20 protein-coding genes are annotated in these 24,711 nt (G+C 37.5%); 15 read left to right on the top strand and 5 right to left on the bottom strand.

Annotated features, from left to right (window positions below; translation table 11 throughout):
- The first annotated feature begins 183 nt into the window (after positions 1-183).
- From ACFSR8_RS05640 to ACFSR8_RS05660, 5 genes are all read left to right on the top strand, one after another.
- Entirely contained in the window at positions 184-1,677 is a 1,494-nt protein-coding gene (locus tag ACFSR8_RS05640; RefSeq protein WP_380289917.1) for a YfcC family protein, read from the top strand.
- Positions 1,678-1,786: 109 nt separating this feature from the next.
- On the top strand, positions 1,787-2,638 hold the full coding sequence (locus ACFSR8_RS05645; protein WP_380289919.1) for a helix-turn-helix domain-containing protein: 852 nt from the start codon (positions 1,787-1,789) through the stop codon (positions 2,636-2,638).
- Positions 2,639-2,728: 90 nt separating this feature from the next.
- Positions 2,729-3,121 (top strand): DUF5367 family protein, encoded by a 393-nt coding sequence (locus ACFSR8_RS05650; protein ID WP_380289921.1) that lies wholly within the window; start codon positions 2,729-2,731, stop codon positions 3,119-3,121.
- Complete coding sequence (locus tag ACFSR8_RS05655; RefSeq protein WP_380289923.1) at positions 3,118-3,603, top strand: anthrone oxygenase family protein; 486 nt, start codon at positions 3,118-3,120, stop codon at positions 3,601-3,603. Before ACFSR8_RS05650 ends, ACFSR8_RS05655 begins: the two co-directional genes overlap by 4 nt.
- 11 nt (positions 3,604-3,614) lie before the next feature.
- Positions 3,615-4,457: an SDR family oxidoreductase gene (locus ACFSR8_RS05660; protein ID WP_380289925.1), complete on the top strand. Its 843-nt coding sequence runs from the start codon at positions 3,615-3,617 to the stop codon at positions 4,455-4,457.
- A 123-nt stretch (positions 4,458-4,580) separates the two neighbouring features.
- On the opposite strand, the gene ACFSR8_RS05665 is transcribed toward ACFSR8_RS05660, so the two are convergent.
- The 3 genes from ACFSR8_RS05665 to amaB form a co-directional block, all read right to left on the bottom strand.
- Positions 4,581-5,363: an enoyl-CoA hydratase/isomerase family protein gene (locus ACFSR8_RS05665; protein WP_380289927.1), complete on the bottom strand. Its 783-nt coding sequence runs from the start codon at positions 5,361-5,363 to the stop codon at positions 4,581-4,583.
- A 24-nt stretch (positions 5,364-5,387) separates the two neighbouring features.
- Entirely contained in the window at positions 5,388-6,845 is a 1,458-nt protein-coding gene (locus ACFSR8_RS05670) for a sensor histidine kinase (protein WP_380289929.1), read from the bottom strand.
- Positions 6,846-7,172: 327 nt separating this feature from the next.
- The gene (gene amaB, locus ACFSR8_RS05675) at positions 7,173-8,726 is read right to left on the bottom strand and encodes an L-piperidine-6-carboxylate dehydrogenase (RefSeq protein WP_380289931.1); all 1,554 of its coding nucleotides are present in this window, start codon (positions 8,724-8,726) and stop codon (positions 7,173-7,175) included.
- Between the two features lie 122 nt (positions 8,727-8,848).
- On the opposite strand from amaB, the gene ACFSR8_RS05680 reads away from it, so the two are divergent.
- From ACFSR8_RS05680 to ACFSR8_RS05705, 6 genes are all read left to right on the top strand, one after another.
- Positions 8,849-9,898: an isoaspartyl peptidase/L-asparaginase family protein gene (locus ACFSR8_RS05680; RefSeq protein WP_380289933.1), complete on the top strand. Its 1,050-nt coding sequence runs from the start codon at positions 8,849-8,851 to the stop codon at positions 9,896-9,898.
- Between the two features lie 84 nt (positions 9,899-9,982).
- The gene (locus ACFSR8_RS05685; RefSeq protein WP_380289935.1) at positions 9,983-10,735 is read left to right on the top strand and encodes a hypothetical protein; all 753 of its coding nucleotides are present in this window, start codon (positions 9,983-9,985) and stop codon (positions 10,733-10,735) included.
- Positions 10,728-11,477 carry a DUF6090 family protein gene (locus ACFSR8_RS05690; protein ID WP_380289937.1) on the top strand — a complete coding sequence of 250 codons (750 nt, stop codon included), beginning with the start codon at positions 10,728-10,730 and terminating at the stop codon, positions 11,475-11,477. Before ACFSR8_RS05685 ends, ACFSR8_RS05690 begins: the two co-directional genes overlap by 8 nt.
- Positions 11,470-12,222, top strand: coding sequence for a hypothetical protein (locus ACFSR8_RS05695; protein ID WP_380289939.1), 753 nt, complete (start codon positions 11,470-11,472; stop codon positions 12,220-12,222). The genes ACFSR8_RS05690 and ACFSR8_RS05695 overlap by 8 nt, the downstream gene beginning before the upstream one ends.
- Positions 12,223-12,273: 51 nt before the next feature.
- The gene (locus ACFSR8_RS05700; protein ID WP_380289941.1) at positions 12,274-13,008 is read left to right on the top strand and encodes a DUF6090 family protein; all 735 of its coding nucleotides are present in this window, start codon (positions 12,274-12,276) and stop codon (positions 13,006-13,008) included.
- Positions 13,009-13,023: 15 nt separating this feature from the next.
- Positions 13,024-14,268, top strand: a complete 1,245-nt coding sequence (locus ACFSR8_RS05705) for a DUF418 domain-containing protein (protein WP_380289943.1) — start codon at positions 13,024-13,026, stop codon at positions 14,266-14,268.
- A gap of 119 nt (positions 14,269-14,387) precedes the next feature.
- Here the strand turns inward: ACFSR8_RS05705 and ACFSR8_RS05710 are convergent, their stop codons facing one another.
- Positions 14,388-14,897 carry a CAP domain-containing protein gene (locus ACFSR8_RS05710; RefSeq protein ID WP_380289945.1) on the bottom strand — a complete coding sequence of 170 codons (510 nt, stop codon included), beginning with the start codon at positions 14,895-14,897 and terminating at the stop codon, positions 14,388-14,390.
- 410 nt (positions 14,898-15,307) lie between these two features.
- Here ACFSR8_RS05710 and ACFSR8_RS05715 point away from each other — a divergent pair, with 410 nt between their 5' ends.
- The 3 genes from ACFSR8_RS05715 (at position 15,308) to ACFSR8_RS05725 (ending at position 22,411) form a co-directional block, all read left to right on the top strand.
- Positions 15,308-20,878, top strand: a complete 5,571-nt coding sequence (locus ACFSR8_RS05715) for an alpha-2-macroglobulin family protein (protein ID WP_380289947.1) — start codon at positions 15,308-15,310, stop codon at positions 20,876-20,878.
- A 116-nt stretch (positions 20,879-20,994) separates the two neighbouring features.
- On the top strand, positions 20,995-21,699 hold the full coding sequence (locus tag ACFSR8_RS05720) for a hypothetical protein (protein ID WP_380289949.1): 705 nt from the start codon (positions 20,995-20,997) through the stop codon (positions 21,697-21,699).
- Positions 21,653-22,411, top strand: coding sequence for an ankyrin repeat domain-containing protein (locus ACFSR8_RS05725; RefSeq protein WP_380289951.1), 759 nt, complete (start codon positions 21,653-21,655; stop codon positions 22,409-22,411). Before ACFSR8_RS05720 ends, ACFSR8_RS05725 begins: the two co-directional genes overlap by 47 nt.
- A gap of 178 nt (positions 22,412-22,589) precedes the next feature.
- On the opposite strand, the gene ACFSR8_RS05730 is transcribed toward ACFSR8_RS05725, so the two are convergent.
- Positions 22,590-23,912: a hypothetical protein gene (locus tag ACFSR8_RS05730; RefSeq protein WP_380289952.1), complete on the bottom strand. Its 1,323-nt coding sequence runs from the start codon at positions 23,910-23,912 to the stop codon at positions 22,590-22,592.
- A 307-nt stretch (positions 23,913-24,219) separates the two neighbouring features.
- On the opposite strand from ACFSR8_RS05730, the gene ACFSR8_RS05735 reads away from it, so the two are divergent.
- Positions 24,220-24,651: a TerB family tellurite resistance protein gene (locus ACFSR8_RS05735; protein ID WP_380289954.1), complete on the top strand. Its 432-nt coding sequence runs from the start codon at positions 24,220-24,222 to the stop codon at positions 24,649-24,651.
- The last annotated feature ends 60 nt before the right edge of the window (positions 24,652-24,711 follow it).

A 24,711-nucleotide genomic window follows, 5' to 3' on the forward strand; every position in this document is an offset into this window, starting at 1 on the left:
AGGTGCAAATGGAGTAACCTGACTCTTTAAAATTACTCATAAATCTTATTCAATAATGTTAAAAGAAATATGGGTTATCAACAAATCAGACAAACCTAAGCTAGCATTGAAAAAAATTCAATTAACTTAGCTTTTTACTGTCAATTGTCAGATGAATTGCCTATTGGAAAGTCTAAATTCAATATGAAAAAACTAAAGTTCCCTTCCGCCCAAACCATTCTTATTTTAATTGCTGTTTTTGTCGCCTTGCTGACCTGGCTAGTACCATCAGGGAAATACGATAGTCTTGGCTATGATGATGCCAATAATACCTTTCGGGTAAAAAGTTTGGATAAAACCAAGACCTTACCAGCTACCCAGAACGTTTTAGATTCCCTTGGAGTAAACATTCCCATTGAAAAATTTACTAACGGCGATATTTATAAACCCATCGGTATTCCAAACACTTATAAGGAACTACCTCCCAATCCGCAGGGGTTGGCGGATTTGGCGAAATCTCCCGTCAAAGGAATTGTCGCCGCCGCAGATATTATATTTTTGATACTTATCATTGGTGGGCTGATTGGCATAATGAATGCCACGGGAGCATTTGATGCAGGAATTTCGTGGATGGCCAAAACCTTAAAAGGCAGGGAGTTTATTTTAATAATTTTGGTTACTACTCTAATAGCGGCAGGGGGCACTACATTTGGTCTAGCTGAAGAAACCATGGCGTTTTATCCCATTTTGATTCCCGTATTTCTTGCTGCTAGGTATGACGCACTTACGGGTTTGGCCTGTGTTTTTTTAGGTTCTGCCATAGGAACAATGTGTTCCACCATAAATCCATTTTCAACGATTATTGCTTCGGATGCGGCTGGAATCAGTTGGACCAGTGGGCTTCAAAACAGATTGATTATGCTGATTATCTGTGTTGCTATCACTATATCATACATTTTGAGATATGCTAAAAAGGTCAAAGCAGACCCTTCTAAATCCCTTATTTATTCACAAAAAGAAGAAATTGAAGTTCTTTTTGGAATGAAAAAAGAAGTACAAGGTGTAGTTTTCACCAACAGACTAAGGTTCATTATTATGGTGTTTTCACTTTGTTTTGTCATTATGATTATCGGAGTATCGTTCTTGGATTGGTGGTTTGTTGAAATGACTACTGTATTTTTAATAGGCGCCATTATCATAGGATTTATAGGCAGAATAAAGGAAAGCGTATTTATAGAAACTTTTGCCAGAGGTGCTGCCGATTTGCTAAGTGTAGCTTTTATTGTGGGTATTGCAAGGGGCATCACTATTTTGATGGAAGACGGCCTAATAAGCGATACTATTTTGTACCATGCCAGCAGCATTACCGAGGGGATGAACAAAGGAGTTTTTGCCAACGCCATGCTGTTTATTTATAGTGGGTTATCTTTTTTTATGCCATCATCGTCTGGCATGGCGGTTTTGACAATGCCCATTATGTCTCCATTGGCAGATACTGTGAACATGGGCCGGGAAATCATTGTAGATGCCTATAATTATGGCATGGGGCTGTTTTTCTTAATTAACCCCACAGGGTTAATTTTGGCCGCCCTGGCCATCGTCAACATAGGATTTGATAAATGGTTGAAATTCATCATGCCTTTAGTCATTGTTTTGACCTTGGTGACTATGGCTTGGCTGACGTTTTTGGTGTATTAGCAATTACTGGTAAATTTTGACCTTTCATTAAAAAATTTGAACTTGGACTTATATAATTTAAGTATTACAAAAGGAGATTAATCCTCGAAAACTTAATGCGAATATATTTGTGAACCGCGAAATAATAGACATAAATGATTGTACCATTTTATTGGAGGAAGCCTCAACCGATAAGACAATGGTCGACTCTTGCTTTTTTGACGAACCGGTTATTGCAATTGCATTTTACGGCGCAGGAGATGTGGGGTTAAAAGTAAAATACGATAATGAGACCAAAACATTTCATCATACCAAGGGCATGGTGCTTTCGTTTTACGCGGATGATCGGGTAGAGTTTGAGCATCATGTTTCACATGAAAAGCCATTACAATGCTTGGTCATTGCAACCACCATTAAAAACTTGGATAAAATGCCTAACGGTGAAGGACAGTTTTTGGAACAATTTCTGTCGCCATTGGTTCATCCACAGGACCATTATGTTGAAGGTCCGGTATTTAACATGAGTCCAGAAATGTTTTTATTGGTAGAACAGTTCTTTAATAATAAGCATGAAGGCCATCTTAAAATGATGTTTTATAGGAGTCATATGACAGCCTTGCTTTCACATTACTTTGGACAATTAGCGCTTCAAAAGGTTAATGAAATTAAAGCTCCAGAACTTGAAAAAATTTATCTCGCGCAGGATATTTTATTGTCCAATTTGGAAAACCCGCCATCTTTAACAGAGCTGGCCCAAAGAATTGGGACCAATACCAATACACTGAAAAAAGAATTCAAAGCGCAGTTCGGTGTTCCTGTTTTCAAGTATTTACAGAACGAACGCTTAAAAAAAGCCTATAACCTAATTAAGTATGAGCAAAAAACGGTTCAGGAAACGGCTTGGGCAGTGGGTTACGATAGTTTAGGTTCTTTTTCCAACGCCTTTGAAAAAAAGTTTGGCTACAGGCCTAGTCAAGTATAAAATTCTTTTCGAATAAATCATAATGCTTTTTGAATAAGTCACTGGTTTACAGTGGTAATAGATTTGCATCATAATTAAAAACCAAAAATTATGATACGCAACAGATTACTTAGCATTGCAAGCGCCATTCTAGTTTGGGCTTTGGCCGTTAGTTTTTACCTATTATCCTTTTATGCCCCCATTTTAGACAATTCAGAGCAACAGGGAAATGTTGTGCTGGCATTAGCTATCATTCCCTCTGCGTGCTTAGGAACTTATTTATTCTATAGAAAAGGTCAAATGAAACCATCAGCATTGGCTACTACCTTTGTGGCCATAGCAGCTGTCCTAGATATCCTTGTGACAGTACCTGTGTTTGTTATTCCAGCTGGAGGTACCTATTCTGAATTCTTCAAAGACCCCATGTTTTACTTCATTGTGGTTGAGTTTTACTGTGTGGTATTGTTTTACGGAAACCATTTAACCAAAACGTTAAAAGCATGAAAACTGCTCTTATTTTCACAACCGTTTTATTAAATGCACTTTCCTCAGGCTTTTTCTTCACTTGGTCTGTTTCGGTCATCTTAGGCACAAAAAAAGTTGGCAACCTTACTTATCTGGAAACCATGCAGAATATCAATAAGGAAATCTTAAATCCAATATTCTTTATCGTGTTTTTTGGAAGCCTAATTAGCCTGATTATTGTTACATGCCTAGAATTTAACAACAAACCCCTGTTTTGGTTGACCTTGGCATCAACTATCATATATCTAGTAGGCACCTTTGGCGTAACAGCTTTTGGAAATGTACCACTAAATAATGCTTTAGAAGCACTAAACATCAACTCCTTGAGTGTATTGGAACTAGAGAATTTCAGAACCAATTATGAAAACACATGGAATTGGTATCACAACATCAGAACAGTTTCAGGATTGATTTCATTCATCCTATTACTTATACCAATATGTATTCAAAAATTAAATTAAAAAAACGTATTATGAACACAAACATTTTAGTCATCGGCGGAACTGGTAAAACTGGTCGCCGAGTAGTCGAACAATTACAAAACAAAGGTATTAACCCCAGAATAGGCTCAAGGAATGCGTCCCCCAGTTTCGATTGGGGCAATAAAGACACTTGGGTAAACGCTTTGCACGGTATCGAAAGCATGTATGTTACCTATTACCCTGATTTGGCCGTTCCGGGAGCAAAAGAAGCCATACAGAGCTTGACGTATTTGGCCAAAGAATTGGGGGTTAAAAAAATGGTTTTACTTTCTGGAAAAGGCGAAACTGAAGCTGAAGCTTGCGAAAAGATTGTTATGGGGTCAGGTATAAAATATACTATTGTTAGAGCATCATGGTTTAATCAAAATTGGAGCGAAAGTTTCTTTTTAGAGCCTGTACTATCGGGGGAAGTAGCGCTACCTATGTCTGATGTTTTAATTCCATTTGTAGACGCCAATGATATTGCCGAGGTTGTTGCCACTGTTTTGTTGGACGATGCTTACAATGGCCAAATCATTGAGGTGACGGGCCCGGAGCTAATTACTTTTAAGGATATTGTAAACACCATTGCAAAGGTGAGCAATAGAGATTTAAACTTTTATGATATCACTTTAGAACAATATGTTGAAGGCATGAAACAAATGCAAATTCCTAACGATGTGGTTTGGCTCATTGAGTATTTATTCAGCCATGTATTGACCAATCCAAAAAATCAGCTAGTGGTTCACGACGTGGAGCGTGTTTTAGGCAGACCTGCAAAAAAGTTCTCTATATATGCGGAAGAAACTGCCAAAACGGGTGTTTGGAGTCAGGTTGAGGTGAGTCAACACTAGTTGCCAGATAGAGAGAAATGTATTGAAGCGATTTGGTAATTAACCCAAATCGCTTTTAATTAGCTCGGTTTTATCTGAATATGACAACTTTTTTATAGTTATATTTCAGTATGCAAATTGATATCACCACCCAGGAAAATCAGCCTTCCGTTTTTCCAAAAATGCTGTAGTGCCTTCTTCAAAATCTTCGGTACCAAAACAGTTACCAAATTCGGTAATTTCAGTTTGAAAGCCGTTAACGCCTTTTTTAGCACTAGCATTTACGGCCTTTATGGCTGCCCCAATGGCTACGGGTGAGTTTTCCAGAATTTTAAGTGCTATTTTTTTACACAGCGGCAACAATTCTTCCTGAGCCGTCACATGGTTGACGAGGCCATAATTTAAAGCTTGATTAGCATCAATCATACTACCCGTCATAATTAGTTCCATTGCCCGACCTTTCCCTATGAGTTGTGGCAAACGTTGTGTGCCTCCATACCCTGGAATGAGACCTAAAGACACTTCGGGCAGACCCACTCTGGCATTATCGCTAGCCACCCTAAAATGGCATGCCATAGCCAGTTCCAATCCGCCACCTAATGCAAAACCGTTGACGGCTGCGATAACCGGTGTGGATAAATTCTCTACAAAATCAAAAAGTATTTTTTGGCCATTGGCCGCTAAATGTGTGCCTTCTTCTACGTCGAAATCGGCGAATTCACTAATGTCGGCACCCGCAACAAAGGCCTTTTCTCCACTTCCAGTCACAATAATAACTTTTATGTTTTTATCTTCATTTGCAACAGTAAATGCCTCATGTAACTCCTGAATTGTTTCTTGATTTAACGCATTCAACTTTTTAGGTCGATTGATGGTTATTGTTGAAATACCGTCTTCCGATTGAACTAAAATATTATTATAAACCATAATTTGAATATTTGAAACTAGTACTTATCCTTTTGGAAACACTACTTTAAACACAGTACCCTTACCTTTTTCCGACTCAAAAGAAATAGTGCCATTATACGTTTCTACTATGTTTTTGACCATAGCCAGACCTAAGCCCATCCCACTGGTTTTTGTAGTAAACTTGGGTTCGAAAACCTTACTTTTATTCTCCTCTGAAACCCCTGTACCATTGTCCGCAACCGTGATATGCACATCGGTATCCTTTTCGCTAACCTGCACCACAATTTGGGGTGTTTTATCATCCGTAGTAGCCTGGATGCCGTTCTTCACCAAATTGGTTACCACACGGATTAATTGTGTCCTATCAAATTTAGCAATTATCTCCTTTTTATCCGAAGTGAATACGATATAATCTTCGTTGAAAATTTCCAGTGCCAGCTTTACAATGTTCACAACGTTTAGAGTTTCGTTTTTCTGCGCTGGCATTTTAGCAAAGTTTGAAAATGCGGAGGCAATCGAGCTCATTGTATCAATCTGCTGAATTAGGGTTTTACTGTATTCGTCAACCTTTGTGGTAATGTTTTCGTCATCGGGATTGAACTTCCTTTGGAAATTTTGTACCGTTAAGCGCATCGGCGTCAAAGGATTTTTTATCTCGTGCGCCACTTGTTTTGCCATTTCACGCCAGGCCTGTTCGCGCTCGCTAGTCGCCAGTTTTACTGCACTTTCTTCCAATTCGTCAATCATTGAATTATAGGAATTGACTAGGGTTGAAATCTCTTCGCTGGTGTCGTCAATAACAATCTTTTCATTGCGCTTTTCCAAACTCGTAGCATTGATTTTGTCACTAATGGTCTTCAATGATTTGGTAATATAACTTGACAGGAAAAAGGCAATAGCGATTGCGGCACCCAATATAAACAAGTATGCATAGCCCAAACGCCCTAAAAACTCGCTCAGCTCCCGTGCCAGAAAATCATCTTTTTCTAAATAAGGTAGGTTTAAAATAGCAAGAGGTTTAGACCTGTTATCGTATAAATATGTATAGGAGGATTGATAGGCTTCTCCGTTTTCCTCAATTTTATCCACAAAGCGATGAGAGGGTCTATTAGAAATAGTATTTAGTATTTCTGTTTCTATACACTTGTCAGCTTCGTTTGGCTTTAGGTCGGCTTTTGAGGTAATCAACAAATTACCTTCCAAATCATATAAATTGATTTGCAGTTTGTGGATGTCGGCAATATTGCTGATTTGATCCTTAAAAATAAGGGGGATATTCCTTGTTTTGACTTCCCAAGTGTTTTGTCTGCCGTTGAGTACCCTGCGCAAATGGGTTTTTATATTATCCTCTTTTCGTTGTAGCCGTTGTGTATGATAATCGGTAGTTTCTTCGTTATACTGATAAATGGCCACTGCGGCGATAAGTACCGAAGCGAGTACCACAAGCAGAATCATAACGATAAAAATACGGGTACGTAAGGATAGGGTTCTTAGTTTCATCTATGGTTTCAATGGACTAAATATAGCAATAATCAAACCAAAAAAAAATGCCCCACCTAACCTCCCCAAAGAATGAGGAACCCATGAACCTATTGAAATAAAAGCCAAAAGATAAATTGTTCACATTGATATAGTGAGAAAATTGGGAAACCGTTACTCTAAACCGAAAATTTTGCGAACAGGTTACCTTAGGGATTTGAATAATGAAAGATTTTTCGATTGTACTAAACAGGTGCCAAAACATTTCAGATACTTACTGTACTATTGATCATTTTAGTACTGTTTAAAACCTTGCCTGTATATTCAAACTAAAGCAAGGTTCTTTATTTACAAATCAAATTTTATCCCCTGTGCCAAAGGCAATTCGGTAGTATAATTAATCGTATTGGTTTGACGGCGCATATAAATTTTCCAAGCATCGGAGCCAGATTCTCGGCCACCTCCGGTTTCCTTTTCACCCCCAAAGGCGCCACCTATTTCAGCACCCGAAGTTCCAATATTGACGTTTGCAATACCGCAATCGGAACCTGCGTGGGATAGAAAACGTTCTGCCTCCCTCAAATTATTGGTCATTATAGCTGAAGACAATCCTTGGGCTACATTATTCTGAATCTCGATAGCATTTTCCACATCACCCCAATATTTCAAAAGGTATAACACAGGCGCAAAGGTTTCGTGTTGTACAATTTCAAAATGAGGTTCCGCCTCAGCAATGGCAGGTTTTACATAGCAACCACTTTCGTAGCCATCACCTGAAAGCGCAGCACCTTCCACAACTATAGTCCCACCTTCATCAACGACTTTTTCTAAGGCCTCTTTGTACATTTTTACTGCATCGGTATCAATTAATGGCCCAACATGATTGTTTTCATCAAGTGGATTTCCGATTTGTAATTGCTCATAAGCATCAACTACTGCATTTTTCACCTTATCGTAAATGGATTCATGGATGATAAGTCTTCGAGTAGACGTACAGCGTTGGCCGGCAGTACCCACTGCCCCAAAAACAGCTCCGATTACGGTCATTTTTATGTCGGCATCAGGGGTAACTATAATGGCATTGTTGCCTCCCAATTCTAAAAGCGATTTGCCTAAACGTCCTGCCACTTCTTGCGCTACAATTTTACCCATTCGAGTAGAACCGGTAGCCGAAATTAATGGGATTCGGTTGTCCTTCGTCATAAATTCACCAACTTTATAGTCACCATTGATTAAACATGAAATCCCTTCAGGCAAATCATTTTCTTTTAAGACTTCTGCAATAATATTTTGACAAGCTACACCACAAATCGGTGTTTTTTCAGAAGGTTTCCAAACACAAACGTCACCACAAATCCAAGCCAAAGCGGTATTCCAAGACCACACGGCGACTGGGAAATTAAAGGCTGAAATAATGCCGACAACGCCCAGCGGATGATACTGCTCGTACATGCGGTGTCCGGGGCGTTCGGAATGCATGGTTAGTCCGTGCAATTGCCGAGATAATCCCACCGCAAAATCACAGATATCAATCATTTCCTGAACTTCTCCCAATCCCTCTTGGTAACTTTTGCCCATTTCGTAGGATACTAGCTTGCCCAACGCCTCCTTCTTTTCACGGAGCTTTTCCCCAAACTGACGTACAATTTCACCACGTTGTGGCGCGGGCATCAAGCGCCAAGTTTTAAAAGCAGAGGTTGCCACCTTCATAACAGTTTCATAATCCGCCTTTGTGGTAGACTTCACTTTTGCAATCAACTGTCCATCCACTGGCGAGTAACTTTCAATAATGTCGCCATTTGAAAAATGAAATGACCCTGTTGAGGTGCCTTCGTTCACCGCTATTATTCCTAAGGTTTGTAATGCGTCATTTATACCAAAATCCGTCCCAATTGCACTCATTAATTATTGATTTTATAGTTATATTGAAATTATTTGCGAATATACCAATTAAAAGTCGATTTTGTTAAACTTATTGAAAGTTAAATTTAATTACCTTTAGAGGCAAATTCATATCAACAGCAATGAAAAACATCCTTTGTATTCTAAGTGCTATTATCATTTGCTATTCTTGTAAAGAAAGCTCAAAGAAAGTTGAAGAACCCACTCAAAATACAACCGAAAAAGTATCATTTGCCATTTTAATTCATGGGGGAGCAGGCAACATTCAGCAAAAAAACATGTCTGATGCCAAACAAATACAATATCGCCAGATATTAGAGGAGGCCATTCGGGCTGGACACAGTATTTTAAAAAACAGAGGTGCTAGCTTGGATGCTGTTCAAAAAACAATCACTATCCTTGAAGATTCACCGCTTTTCAATGCAGGACGAGGTGCTGTTTTGACGAATACTGGAACCTGTGAGCACGATGCCTCAATTATGGATGGTAAAATGTTGAACGCCGGGGCTTCTGCAGGCACCAAAACCGTAAAAAATCCTATTACTTTAGCACGGGCCGTCATGGAGCATTCTCCTCATGTAATGCTTGCCAGAGATGGAGCGGAAACCTTTGCAAAGGAGCAAGGATTGGCTATTGTGGAACCCTCCTATTTTTACACTGAAAAAAGCCGGAAATCCTTAGAGTACATAAAAGCGTTGGAAAAAAATAATGAAGTTTCTTTTTACAATGCCGATATAAAAGATTCAAAATTTGGAACCGTAGGCTGTGTGGCATTGGACAAACATGGGAATTTAGCTGCCGGAACCTCAACCGGAGGCATGACCAACAAACGCTGGGGGCGAATCGGGGATTCGCCGATTATCGGAGCAGGAACATACGCCAACAACAAGACCTGTGCTGTATCCTGCACAGGTTGGGGCGAGTATTTTATCCGGGGGATGGTAGCTCACGATATTTCTGCACTCGTGGAATACAAAGGTTTAAGTTTGAAAGAAGCTTCTAAAGAAGTGATTCAAAAGAAACTACCGAGTATTGGGGATGGTGCCGGAGGTGGGGGCATCATTGCTATTGATAAAAACGGCATGATGGTAACGGAGTTTAATACCAAAGGTATGTTTCGAGCATCGATGGACGATAAGGGCGAATTAAATATAGGAATGTTCAATAAGTGATGTAACAATTTAATATATTTAGTACTTATTAATACGCCAACCCTCTCTACACTTATAACTTAGCTAGCTTTTAAGCCTTGCTAAATGATTAAATTCTTTAGGCGTATTCGCCAAAAACTCCTCTCTGAGAACAAGTTTTCAAAATATCTACTGTACGCCATTGGCGAAATTGTGCTTGTGGTGATTGGGATATTGATTGCCCTTCAGATAAATAATCAAAATGAACTTAGAAAAGAACAATTAATTACAGACAAATACTTGCAAGGTTTTGTAGAAGACCTAACAGCAGATAAAGCATTGTTGGATACATTAATTTATGTGCGTAACAAACAACGAGTTTGTGCAAAGGCCTTAATTGAATCTGTTGAACGAAAGGAAATCCAATTAGATTCATTCTATAATAATTATTACTATATATTTCCCTTTTGGAAGTTTAGCCCAAGTACAAATACTATGGAAGAAGTTTTGAACAGTTCCCAGCTTAGACTGATTACCGATGAAACTATAAAAACGAAACTACTTGAACTTCGCAGTTTATACAGTAGGATCAAAGTAGCCGAAGATCATGTTTATGAACATCGAGCAGTCTATTTATACAATCATAGAACATTGGATCATATTGAATTCAATGGACTCTACATAAATGCCGAAAACAAATCGTTTTTAGAAAGTAAGGATGTGGAGCAATATAAAAAGGACGCCGAATATTTTTTGAATGATAGGTACTTTAAGAATTTTATGAATCTTTTGACTTTGAATTTGGATTACCTGATTCCATTGCTCGAGGAAGCCATTAAAGAATGTAATCTCATACTTGAACTGATTGAAAATGATTAAATTCTTTAGAAAAATTAGACAAAAACTGCTCTCTGAAAATAAGTTTTCAAAGTATTTGCTATATGCCATAGGCGAAATTGTTCTCGTTGTGATTGGGATTTTGATTGCGCTTCAGATTAATAACTGGAATGAGAACAGGGTTGCAAAAATTGAAGAAAAAACAATACTAAAAAACATTAATACAGAATTTTTACAGAATAAGAAAGTTATACAACAGACTTACGAATATTTTGAAATAGGGAATAATTCAATAAAAACTATTATGTCTCTTATCGGTAAACCCAAAGAAGAAATAGGCAGGTATAATATTGATAGCTTATTATTCACGGCTTTAGAAACGGGGTCGTTTAGACCTTCAGAAAACACAATTTCAGATCTTTTACAATCTGGTCGTTTACAACTATTACAAAATGAAAATTTAAAACATTTGCTTTATCAATGGACGAGAAATCTAAAAGCTTCCAACGTTAGGTATGAGAGAGTAGAACAAAAAGTTGATAATGAATTAGTGCCCTACTTATCCAAAAATTATGCGCTTAAAGATATTGATATGTTTGGAGAGCTTGGATGGAAAACCAAATCGCTTTTAAAAATTGACAAACTTAAAATATTTGAAGATATAGAGTTTGAAAATATAATGGATGATTATATGTATAGAGCACAGGTTGCCCAAAATGGATTGAATGAATTAACCATTGTTATTGATAACATCATTAAAGAAACGAAACCTTACAATGATTAAATTCTTCCGTAAAGCCCGCCAAAAACTACTCTCTGAAAACAAGTTTTCAAAGTATTTGCTTTATGCTATTGGCGAAATTGTGTTAGTAGTTATTGGGATTCTTATTGCACTTCAAGTCAATAACCAAAATCAAATCAAAAACGAAAAAAAAGCCCTCAAGAACTACTTGGATAAAATCGCAATAAATGTAAAAAGTGATATTAAAGTTGCAGAATCTATGATTGAGACAAGGACGCAACAGTCAAAATTGTGTGCACAAGCAACGGAATTGATTTCCAAAAAAGACTGGAGTGACCAACAAAAAATCACCAATGCTGTATTTGCAATGATAATAGAACAACCTTTGAATTTTAATCGTAGTGGGTTTGAATCTTTAAAAAACTCTGGATATTTACAACATCTTGACGACTCTAAAATAGAAGAATTGATATATAAGTATTACAATTCAGTTGACAAGGTAATATTTGAGGAAACAAGTTTACAAGTATGGGCTAATGATTTGGATTTGGAATTACATAAAAGCGGTTTCTTTTCAAGGTGGTTGGAACTTGAAAAAAGACCTAACCAGAAAATGCGAGAAGCCTTAGGTAACTACACAGATACATTGACCGAACACAAAGGAAATGATATTGTATTATCAATTTTATATAGAGGTTTTTTGTTCACAGCAGAACTAACAGGCTTTTATGAAGAACAAGTCACCTTTGGAAATGAATTATTAACAGCGATAGAAAACTATAATTAAAGATTACGAAATCACAACAACGTGCGCTTCATTATAACCAACCATTAACCAATGATAAAATTCTTCCGTAAAATCCGCCAAAAACTACTCTCAGAAAACAAATTTTCAAAGTACCTACTTTATGCTATCGGAGAAATCGTGTTGGTGGTGATTGGGATTTTGATTGCGCTTCAGATTAATGATTGGAACGAACAACGTAAAAACCAAGACAAATATCAAAGTATTTATACCTCAGTATATGCTGATATTGAAAATGACTTGAATGATTTACAAACCAATAGAGATTTCTTCCTTCAAAAGAAACCAGTGTTTGAACGCGTGCTTAATGATTCCATCACCCCAGATTTGCTAGATTTAGGATTGTCCAGATTATTGGCCCATGGCACAAAAACTTCTCTGAATACTTCTGGTATCAACCAATTAAGAGAACTTGAAAACAAGGATAGTCTTGCGCTCGCCATAATTGATGTTTACGACCGGATGAGAACCCAATTGTTAAGTGCTGAAGTTCGAGTAACTACTGATATCACTGAACATTCAAAATATGTAAGAGACAACTATGAATGGTATGGCGAATGGATAAGTAAAACGATAATGAAAGATAATAGTAGTGATGCTTTACAAAACTATTTCTTAAGGGGAATAGATTACAGAAATCGAGTTATATACGCGTATCAACAGCTGTACAATAGCTACAACTATATTCCGTCCGTAAACTACTTTATCGAGCGTTTAACACAACTTAAACCGGAAATACAAAACGTTTTATCTAAAAGCAATGATTAAACTACTTTAAAAAATATGCCAAACCAACCATTTAAACCCATTTCCAAAAGCGAACGGATAGCCTATCTGGATATTCTTAGAGGTATAGCTATTCTTTTTATTTATTCGGCCAATATTTTGATGTTTTCCGGTATTTGGTTTTTTCCTGAAGACACTCCGCGAAGGATTTACACTTTGCCCACTGATGATGTGCTTAACTTCCTTAATTACGTCTTGGTAGATGGTAAGTTTTATTCCCTCTTCTCTTTACTTTTTGGTATCGGCTGTATGATACAATACAATAACATTAGGGCCCACAACAAGGCATTTGCTCCATTTTTTAGACGAAGAATGTTTTGGTTGTTGATTATCGGTCTAATTCATTTAGTATGCTTTTGGCCAGGGGATATTTTAACACTGTATGCGGTTTTGGGTTTCTTTCTTGTTTGGTTTGTCAATACCCCTAGTAAAACACTTTTGATTACCGCCTCATTATTGATTTTATTCCCCATTGTGAATTGGGCATTCATCCATTTTACGGATATCTTTTATCCGTTAGTGGTCTTTCAGAAAAGCACCGAAGTCTACCAGCATTTTGGCATGCCGGTCACGGAAATGGACGGCTTTTTACAGCCAGATGTGGTTCAATTTTTGCTGAATCAAAACGTGGTCGATTTTTTTAAAATGAATTTTGGCAACACGTTTATCCGAATCGGGATGATTTTGGAAGAAGGTAGAATATTCAAAGTTTTCGGTATCTTTTTAATTGGACTTTGGGCAGGGCGGAAAATATTGAATGAAGGACTATTGGACAACACCAAATTCCTAAAAAAAGTATTCCTTTTAGGGATGCTGATAGGCTTACCAGTTAACTTGATTCGAGGGTGTTTTGAGTTTTATGCTGAAGGAGGCGAATACGACAAATTATTCCATATTTTAGCTTATGCCGTGGGTACGGTACCCTTAGCCTTGGGCTATGCTGCCGGCATTGCACTATTGGTAAAACGCAAAGTAAAACTGCTCAATTGGTTCAAGCCCGTTGGCAAAACTGCATTGTCCAATTACCTGTTCCAAACGGGTATTTCAATTATTATTTTTTATGGTTTTGGATTTAATTTAACAGGTGTTTTTGGCTTTACCTACGTTATGCTGATTGGGGCTGGGATTTTTGTTTTCCAAATCATCTGCAGTAAAATTTGGCTCTCCTATTTTAAATACGGTCCTATGGAATGGGTATGGCGAAAATTAACCTATGGTGTCAGGCTAAAGTTCAAAAGATAATACGTTTTGCTAAGGCCTCTTTCAAACAAATGGCTTGAAATGATTTTGAAAAAGCGATTGATGAGCTAAAAACCCACCCCTAGCCCCTCCAAGGAGGGGACTAAGGGGTGGGTTCAAAATTAGATATTATTTGAATCACCTCGCTTCTTAAAAAACAGTTGAGTGAAATAATAAGTTTCATTACCATTCTTAATAACCGCAATACCAATATGCGTAAACTCACCTTCAATATTTCTGCGATGGCCAGCACTGTTTAACCAAGCGTCCATAACGGCTTGAGCGGAACGTTGTCCGTAAGCCACGTTCTCGCCAGTTCTAGAGGCACTTTCTTCATCAAACAATCTGTCCGAACGCTCATCAAAATCGTCATGACTGATGTCTCTTTGGTCTATCATATACAAGGTATGTTCATAGGCTAAATCGTTTGCCAAAGTATTAAAAGACAGGGCATTTTTTCCAATACTGGCTCTATGTGCATTTACCAATTGCAGAATTTCATCGGCCATCGACAGCGTTTCAGATAGTTCAATATTTTCTTCTGAAATATCATCTTTAGAACAAGATGTAATGGCTACCACCAATGCAAAACAGCATAGAACTCCGTAGGTTTTTAATCGAAAAATTTTCATGACTTAAGTAGATTGGGTTCTGGAAATATACGAGTATCAATGATTTAGAGATGGATTAATTCCTGAAATTCGACTATTTGACACAAAAACCTACCATTCATCGATGCTTTTGCGGTGCTACTTAAACCTTAAGACTTATTTAACATTTGCCAAAGACTAAACCTCAAATTTCGAACGTAATTAAATTAACGAGATTCTACCTACGTTTTCGTTTTTAAGAGATTATTTAAGAATGTGTGATTAGAATTTTTATTGATCATTTTTGATGCACTTTTAGGCAAGATTTTTTAGCATAGCCGTAGCTATGGTAAAAAAAATTAACGAAGAAGGGCGCAAAAAGGGGTATAAAAAAATAATTGACATATTTTTAAAGAGTCTCATAGTAATTTGTTCATTTAAATATTTTCTTCATGTCATTCAAAAAACTCCTTGTTATCGCATTCGTAATTGCGCTAGCTACTTCCTGTAAAAAGAAAGCCGTAGAAACCGATAACATTTTCAAGTTTAGGGATTATGTGAGTTACACTACCTCTGGAATGACCTCTGTAGCGAGTCCCATTCAAATTAATTTAGCCAATGAAGTTGAAGCTTGGGAAATGGGAAATGAAATTACCGACAATATTGTTTCAATAAAACCTCATGTTGAAGGCACTTTAAAAATTGCCAACAAACATAGCCTAATATTTACTCCTGACGAGCATTTAGATTCAGATACTGAATACACGGTTATCGTTAAGCTTACTGATATTTACAAAAACATGCCAAAGGGTTTTGAGAATTACACCTTTCAGTTTAAAACCATTACCCCAAGTTATAATGTGCTTACCAATAGTTTACAATCTTATAGCAAGGAGTGGCAATATTTAGAAGGTGCTATAAAATCAGCAGATATTATTACCATTGAAGATGCAAAAACCTTAGTTGAAGCGTCGCAAAACGGAAAAAAATTAGCAGTAGTTTTTAATGAATTAAATAAAAGTTCAAAACACTTTGAGTTCAAAATTGATAGTATTCATCGTTTGGTAGACGATAGCAAAATAGTGGTAAAATGGAACGGAAACCCTATTAAAGCTGACAATAAAGGAGAAAATACCGTGAATATTCCTGGGCGAAATCATTTCACTATTGTAGATACCGAAGTAGTACAATCGCCAGAGCAATATTTGTCTATTAACTTCTCAGATCCTCTTAAAAAACAGCAAAATTTTGATGGCTTAGTCTCCATTCAAAAAGTTAAAAACCCAAGATATATTGTTGAAGGGAACTTACTTAAAGTATATCCTGACGGTAAATTGGTGGGCAATATTCAAGTAGATGTATTTCAAGGCATTAAAAATGACGAAGGTTATAAATTGAAAACGCCTTTCTCTGAAACAATTGCTTTTGAAGATTTAAAACCACAGGTAAGATTGATTAGCAATGGTACTATTTTGCCAAATTCTCAAGAATTGAAATTCAATTTTGAAGCAGTGAATTTGAGTGCAGTAGATGTTCGAGTGATTAAAATATTTGAAGACAATGTGCTTCAGTTTTTACAGGACAACAACCTAAATAGTAATAACCAATACGATATTAAAAAAGTTGGGAGACGCATTGCGAAACAAACCATTAAGCTACAAACCGCCTCTGAAAACACTGGAAAATGGAAAGCCTATAGCATCGATTTATCTCAATTTTTTCAAGCCGATGCAGGCGCTATTTATCGCATTGAATTGAGTTATAACAGACGTTATTCTTTATACGATTGTGAAGCCAATGCTGGAATTTCAAATGCTGAAAATGATGATTATGATGACTATTACGAGGAAGAATACTATGATGATAGCTACAGCGATATGGCTTCGGAAGATGAAGATTTACGCGAAGAACAGTATTGGGACAACCTGTTATACCGCTATAAAAACTACACCTACAACTGGCGCGAAGAACAAAATCCTTGTCACGATGCGTATTATAACGAGCGCAAAATCGTATCGCAAAATTTATTAGCATCAAACCTTGGTGTTATTGCAAAACGTGGTGGCAATAATTCCTATTACTTTGCCGTAACCAATATTTTAAATACAGAACCCGAAGCCAATGCTAAAGTGTCTTTATACAACTTCCAACAACAAGAATTGGCAAGTAGAACAACAGATGCTGAGGGTTTAACCACCATTGATGCAGATAAGCATGCCAACTTCGCTATTATTTCAAAAGGAAATAATACCACTTACGTAAAGTTACAAGATGGAAACTCGCTATCGTTAAGTAAGTTTGACGTTTCTGGTCATCGTTTACAACGCGGATTAAAAGGTTATTTATATGGAGAACGTGGGGTTTGGCGACCTGGAGACACGCTTCATTTAACGTTTATGTTGAATGATAATGCAAATCCACTTCCAAAACGACATCCTATAAAATTGGAAATCACTGATCCAAACGGAAAATTGGTGTACAAAAATGTAACAGCAGATAACCTCAACAATTTTTACAAGTTCACGGTGCCAACTTCCACTGAGGATAAAACTGGAAATTACAATGCCAAGGTTTCTGTAGGTGGTGCCACTTTTAACAAAGGTTTAAAAATTGAAACCGTAAAACCTAACCGTTTAAAAATAAAGATTGATTTTGATGATGATATCCTTTCAAGTACTAAACCTCTCAACGGCGATTTGGATATAACTTGGTTACACGGTGCCCCAGGAAAAAACTTGAAAGCTGAAGTTAAGGCGAAATTTAGTTCAGTATATACCGCTTTTGAAAACTACAAAAACTATACGTTTAACGACCCAACACGCAAATTTCAAACGGAAGAAACCAATGTGTTTGAAGGGAAAGTAAATGCTGAAGGCTTAGCTACAATTAATAAAAAACTTAACATAGGGAAGAATGCTCCAGGGATGTTGAACGTCCAATTTTTAGTCCGAGCTTTTGAAAATGGAGGCGATTTCTCTTTAGATGCCTTTACCAAAAAATATGCGCCTTATGATGCTTTTGTCGGGTTGCGATCGCCTAAAGGCAATACCTACGGCTCTTTTTTTACGGATGAAAATCAAACCTTTGATGTAATTGTGGTTGACAAAAACGGTAATCCCAAACAGCGTAACAATCTAGAAGTTAAAATCTACAAGGTGGAATGGCGCTGGTGGTGGAATTCCTCCTACGATGATTTGGCAAGCTATGTGTCGAGCAATTATCACCGTCCTTTTAAATCTTTTAAAGTGAAGACTGATGCCAACGGAAAAGCGAATTTTAAAGTCAATATTCCAAATAATGAGCGTGGGCGTTATTTAATTCGTGTAGTAGATCCTATTAGTGGTCATGCCACAGGACGTACCGCCTATTTTTATAAAAACTGGTGGAAAAAAGCGCCATCGAGTGATAAAGAGGCCTCTAAAATGCTGGTATTTTCGGCAGATAAAGAAAACTATAATGTAGGTGAAACGGCTAAGGTTACGTTTGCCTCAGGAAGTGAAGGTCGCGCCTTGGTGAGCATTGAAAATGGCACCGAAGTATTGGATCATAAATGGGTAAAAACATCAAAAGGGGAAACAGTGGTTGATATTCCTATTACAGAAGAAATGGCGCCCAATGTCTTTGTGAATATTTCGCTATTGCAACCACATGTGATTACCGCTAATGATTTACCCATTCGATTATACGGCGTCATGCCAATTATGGTGGAAAATCCGAGCACCAAATTGCATCCAGAATTACAGATGCCCGATAAATTGAAGCCTGAACAAATCTTTGAGGTTAAGGTATCTGAGAAAAATGACAAACCCATGACCTACACCATCTCCATGGTAGAAGAAGGCTTGTTGGATTTAACCCGATTTAAAACCCCAAATGCATGGAACGAATTTTATAAACGAGAAGCTTTGGGTGTAAAAACCTGGGATGTTTTTGATGATGTGATTGGGGCCTATTCTGGAAGTATTGACCAAGTATTTGCCATTGGTGGTGATGGCAGTGCTGCAGGTGGCAAAAACAAAAAAGCAAACCGTTTTAAACCAGTGGTGACTTATTTAGGGCCTTTTACATTAGAGGCTGGAAAAACCAAAACCCACCAAATAAAACTACCAAATTATATTGGTTCGGTGCGTACCATGGTAGTGGCTGGAAATAATACAAATGAAGCTTACGGAAGCACAGACAAAACCGTACCAGTTAAAAAACCTTTGATGGTTTTAGCTACTTTGCCACGGAAATTAAGTCCAGGTGAAAAAGTAACCTTACCGGTTACTGTTTTTGCTATGGAACCTAAAGTAAAAAACGTAAACATCAGCTTGAAATTAAGTGATGGTATTTCCATTGTTGGCGATACCAGAAAGACCTTAAGTTTTGCAAAACCCGATGAGCAAATGGCGTATTTTGAATTAGACGTGAGTAAAGCCAAAGGCATCAATACGGTTGAAGTGATTGCCACCGGACATGGTGAAACCTCTAAATATAAAGTAGAATTGGATGTGGTAAACACCAACCCGATTACCTCAAAATCTATTGATAAAACATTAACAGCTAATGCTTCTGAAACCTTAAACTTTTCAACCTTTGGTGTTGCAGGTACAAATTCAGCCACGGTAGAATTTTCGACGTTGCCACCAATGGATTTTACAAGACGATTGGAATACCTGATTCGTTATCCTCACGGATGTGTAGAACAAACCACATCAAGCGTATTTCCACAGTTATTTTTGGAGGATATTTTTGATCTAACCTTTGACAAGAAAAAGAACATACGTGACAATGTTGAAAAAGGTATTAAACGTTTAGGACGTTTTCAAAGACCACACGGAGGTTTAAGCTATTGGATGGGAGAAAACAATGCCAACGATTGGGGCACAAGTTACGCTGGACATTTTATGATTGAGGCCGAAAAGAAAGGTTACGTTTTGCCATTAACCTTTAAGAACAATTGGTTGAAATACCAAAAACAAACGGCTAGAAATTGGAGACCGAGTTACAGACATTATAATTCTGATTTAGCTCAGGCATATCGTTTATACACATTGGCTTTGGCGGGCAGTCCAGATTTAGCAAGTATGAATCGGTTGCGGGAATTCAGCGAAATTTCCAATGAAGCCAAATGGCGATTGGCAGGAGCTTATGCCTTGGCAGGTCAAAAAGAGGCTAGCGACCAATTGTCGCAAACGGCTAATGTTGAGTTTAAACCACATCGCTATAACTATTACACCTATGGTTCTGTGGACAGAAACCGTGCCATGGCTCTTGAAACTATGGTGTTGTCTAAAAACCCTAAAACGCGCGAGTTGGCAGAAACCATTGCCAAGGATTTATCGAGTAACCGCTGGATGAGTACCCAGACAACCGCTTATAGCCTATCGGCGATGGCCAAAATGGTAACGGCCAATGGAGGCAAAGCCTTAAATATCAATTACAGCATCAACGGAAAAACCGAAACTATAGCTACTAAAAATGCAATCGCACAACGGCAACTGAATATTGGGGACGGTGCCAATAGTTTAGTGCTGAATAATACGAAAGACAATGTGGTATATGTCCGCATATTGAATTCGGGGAAATTGCCTTTGGGTCAGGAATTGACAGAGCAACGTGGTTTAAGTGTGTCGATTCGATACAAAGATTTGAGGGGGAATACTATCGATATTTCCAATTTACAACAAGGGCAGGACTTTGTGGCAACGGTGAGTGTAAGTAATCTTAAAAACAATGCCGTTAAGGATGTTGCGCTCACTGAAATTTTTCCATCAGGCTGGGAAATCGTCAATACCCGTTTTACCGCTTTTGGAAATTCAACCACAAGTCAGGCTAGACATAGCGATATTCGCGACGACCGTGTGTATTTCTATTTTGATTTGCCAGAAAAAGGAAAACACGGTACCAAAACCTTTAACGTGATGCTGAATGCGGCTTATTTAGGCACTTATTATTTGCCTGGTATCCAAGCGGAAGCGATGTATGATAATGAATTTTTGGTAAGGACCAAGGGGAAGTGGGTTACTGTTGGGAAGTGAAACACCTCTTGACTTTATCAGAAAAAAATACGAATTTCGTTTAATGTCTAATATAAGCCATTGAAACGGCGCATATCCGTGCCAACATTAGCGACAAATATCCGACCTTAATTAGGATGAAAAAAACACTAATTTTATCATTATTGATTATTGCGATTGGCTATAAATTGCAAGCTCAGGACACATTGGTAAATATTCACAATTCAGCTGATAGCTATCTTTTCTATCTTCATGGTGGAGTGGTTCAAGCACAAGGAATTCCTGCTGTAAGTGAATATTTTGGAACATACAAATACCTTGCGATTCTTGATAGCCTAAGTAATTACCACACAAATATCATAAGTGAAGTAAGACCCAAGGATTCCACAATTGAAGGATATGGCCAAAAAATATTTTTTCAAGTAGACTCTCTTCTCAATATGGGAATCTTACCCGAAAAGATAACTGTGGTTGGTGCTTCGCTGGGAGCATATATGACAGTAGAGGCTTCTTTGCTAGTGAACAATCCGTCTGTTAATTATGTATTAATTGGACTTTGTAGTGACTCTGCTGTTAATCGCTTCAGGAAATACAACGGACAGTTAATAGGAAGATTCCTTTCCATCTACGAGAGCTCTGATGCTAAAGGATCATGCTCTACATTATTTGAAGGATTATCCCCAGCTTCGAGCTTTGATGAAATAAGACTTAATATGGGTATAGATCATTCATTTCTATTCAAACCCTACGATGACTGGGTTAAGCCTATGATGAAATGGATCAAAAAAGCTTGTGATGAACAAAGAAGAGGATTTGCTAAAGGAAATGGGGCACTACATTGAGCTCCATTCAGTAGATGGAATCAAGAACTGTTTTAAAAAGGGTTTAAACCCTAATGCTCAATATGAAGGCAAAACTCTTTTTGAGCTTCTCACCAGCATGTATACCCGAACTTCTAGGTTTAGGAATTGTGTCCAACTTTTTGTGGATTACGGGCTTGAATTTGAAAACGAATCCCTACTGTGTGTTCTTCTAGATGATTCAAGCGAATTAAGTAGACAAATTCAAAAGAACCCTGAATTGGTCAAACAGAGAATCACTTTGGAGTGCGCATACACACCATTAGAAAGAGCCTCCTTGCTTCATGTCTGCGCTGAATTTAATCACATTCACTGTGCTCAAGTGTTACTTGATTCGGGAATGGATGTTGATATCAAATCAGGATTTGATGAAAATGGTTTTGGAGGCCAAACCCCAATATTCCATACAGTTAATCAAAATATGAATAACTCCAAAGAAATGATGCACTTATTGCTTGATAATGGCGCTGATCTAAAATACAATGTGCAAGGTTTAATCTGGGGTAAGGGTTTTCCGTGGGAAACGTTTATCCCGTGTATCAATCCTATTAGCTACGCGATGTTTGGACTTTTGCCTCAAATGCATAGAAACGAACACATAATAAATGATGTCGTGAAAGAACTGATGAGAAGAGCATTTGGTATGGATTACGAAATTCCAAATATTCCAAATGTTTATTTAAGTCAGAACTAAAAATTGACTATCAGTAGCTAACAAACGTTAAACGAAACTCCAAAAAAATAGTAGCCCCGAATTTTGGAATTACTTTGGCAAACACACCCGCGTTAGGGATTGAACGGCATGTTGGAGCTCCCGACCTAAGGAGGAGCGACTAGTGAAAGCCCGACCCTTGTGGTAGCGCCAAAAAAACCTAAAGTTTTGATGTAACAGTGTACGTTCTTTTTACGCAATTATAACCATAGACAGCTTTGTAATATAAGGTTTCGTTTATAATCGTTTCGCCTAGGGCGTGTCCTTTTTTTATAACCTTTTCTGTGGTTTGAACATACTTGCCTACGGCGCCATCTATCCATACTTTGTCTGTAATAATTTTACATCCGTTTTTTACGATAATAACGTCTTTGTAGGTTTTAGCAAGTCCTTTTCTATCAATATACATGCGGGTTATTCTTGGTTCTTCTATAGAAATATTTACTCGAGTCAATCCCTTTTTTACTAAGTCTGTTGTTTTTTTAACCTCAGGTCTTTTTAATACTATAGGCTTTTCTTTTGAAATACTTATTTCATAAAAATCTGAATACGAATAACACAACGCATTATTTAAATTTTGAGGGTTTTCGGCAACTTTTGCCCTGTAAAACACTTTAGAGCTTGTAGCGGGCACTTTATAAGTTTCCTTTTTGGCACCTGGAATATCCTCCCAATTTTTGCCATCTTTACTTGTTTGCCACTGGTAAAAGTGATTGGAAAAAACAGTATAATCTGGCTTTAACCTTAATATGGTTGAAAATGGCAAATAACTCTTGTTAACAGATATACCCATTTTATTATTCTTGTCTTCAATTACTACGTTATCTCCACATGGTTTAAATTCAATATCATCTAATGCTAAATCGTTACCACAACCACCTTTTCCGTTATTTCTGATTTTTAAAATGACTGATGTTTCATTTGGTCTGGTTTGAAATACTAATGCATATTGCCTCCATGTTGGCTTAGAGCCTCCGTATATTGCTCCTGTGCTTCCACTAGCAAGTAGTGTTTTATTTGATTTATTCCATATTTCAAAAGTAACGTCAATGGGAATACCTCGACCACATGCTTTTGTATACTCTCTGGTTAGATTGACTATCCATGATGAAAATTCATAGGATGTATTTTCACAAAGCCCAGAAACTGGTACCCTAAAAAACTCTCCAGGTTCATAACCAGCGTTAACAATAAGCATTCTTCCGTTTTTGTCACCAGATGTATGGTCCTTAAGTTTATACCAATTATAATGTTTATGCGTGTTCGAAACCACATAACAACCATCTTTTGGCCTGTTTGCTGTAAACTTGTATGTGGTTGTTCCGAATGGAAGCTTCACATTACCGACCCCACTCCCAAAATCTTCTGTAAAAATAGGATCGCCCGTATTTCCATTACAAAAGCCTAATTGCGCCTCTACGGTTAAGGGGAATAAAAAAATAAGCAGAATTGTTGTTGTAGTTTTTGACAAAACTAATTGCATGATTTTATGTTGATTGATGTAAGTTTATTTGTATGTAAATGTTATTGATGCTTTGTTACAGTTTTAATCTGTTAATTCTAAAAAAACTTCGAAATTTAGTTTTAAATCCCAATTAGTGAATAAGTACGCCTAGGATTAAGACCGCGATAGCCATCGGGATTGAAGCTCCTAGACAGGAGTGAGCGACTCCCGAAAGCCAGACCCTTCCGATAGCTATCGGTAGTAGGTAACGCCCAAAAAATGAAGATTTCAATTTCTAATCTTAAAAAAAAGATGTAGGTTTGCATCACTAAAAAAGAAGCATATTATGTCGTTTTCAGATTTGTTCGATAGTGGATTTAAAAGGCGTAACGAAAGCCATTTTGCAGCAATTGTTCGCGTGGCTATGGCCGATGGTGTAATCACTGATGATGAAAAGGCCTTTTTGGATCGATTGGCTCAGAGATTGGAAATTGGGGAGGGTGATTATAAATCCATTTTAAAGAATTATAATTCACACCCAATCAATCCGCCAGTATCTTATGACCTTCGCTTGGAACGTCTATACGATTTAGTGCGTATGATTCATGTGGATACCATTACTGGAGATCCGGAGATGTTGTTGTTGAAGAAAATTGCAGTTGGACTTGGATTTCATGCGGTAAACGTAAAATATATCATCGACAAGGCACTGACTTTGGTAAGCCATGGTGCTGATTTGGATGATTTTGCGGACCAAATAAAGAATATGAATAGATAAAAATTTAGATATTCAATATAATTTAAAAGCGTCCAACATTTTTGGACGCTTTTTTTATGG

It is taken from the genome of Hyunsoonleella rubra, assembly GCF_042684665.1.
Classification (GTDB): Bacteria; Bacteroidota; Bacteroidia; order Flavobacteriales; family Flavobacteriaceae; genus Jejuia; species Jejuia rubra.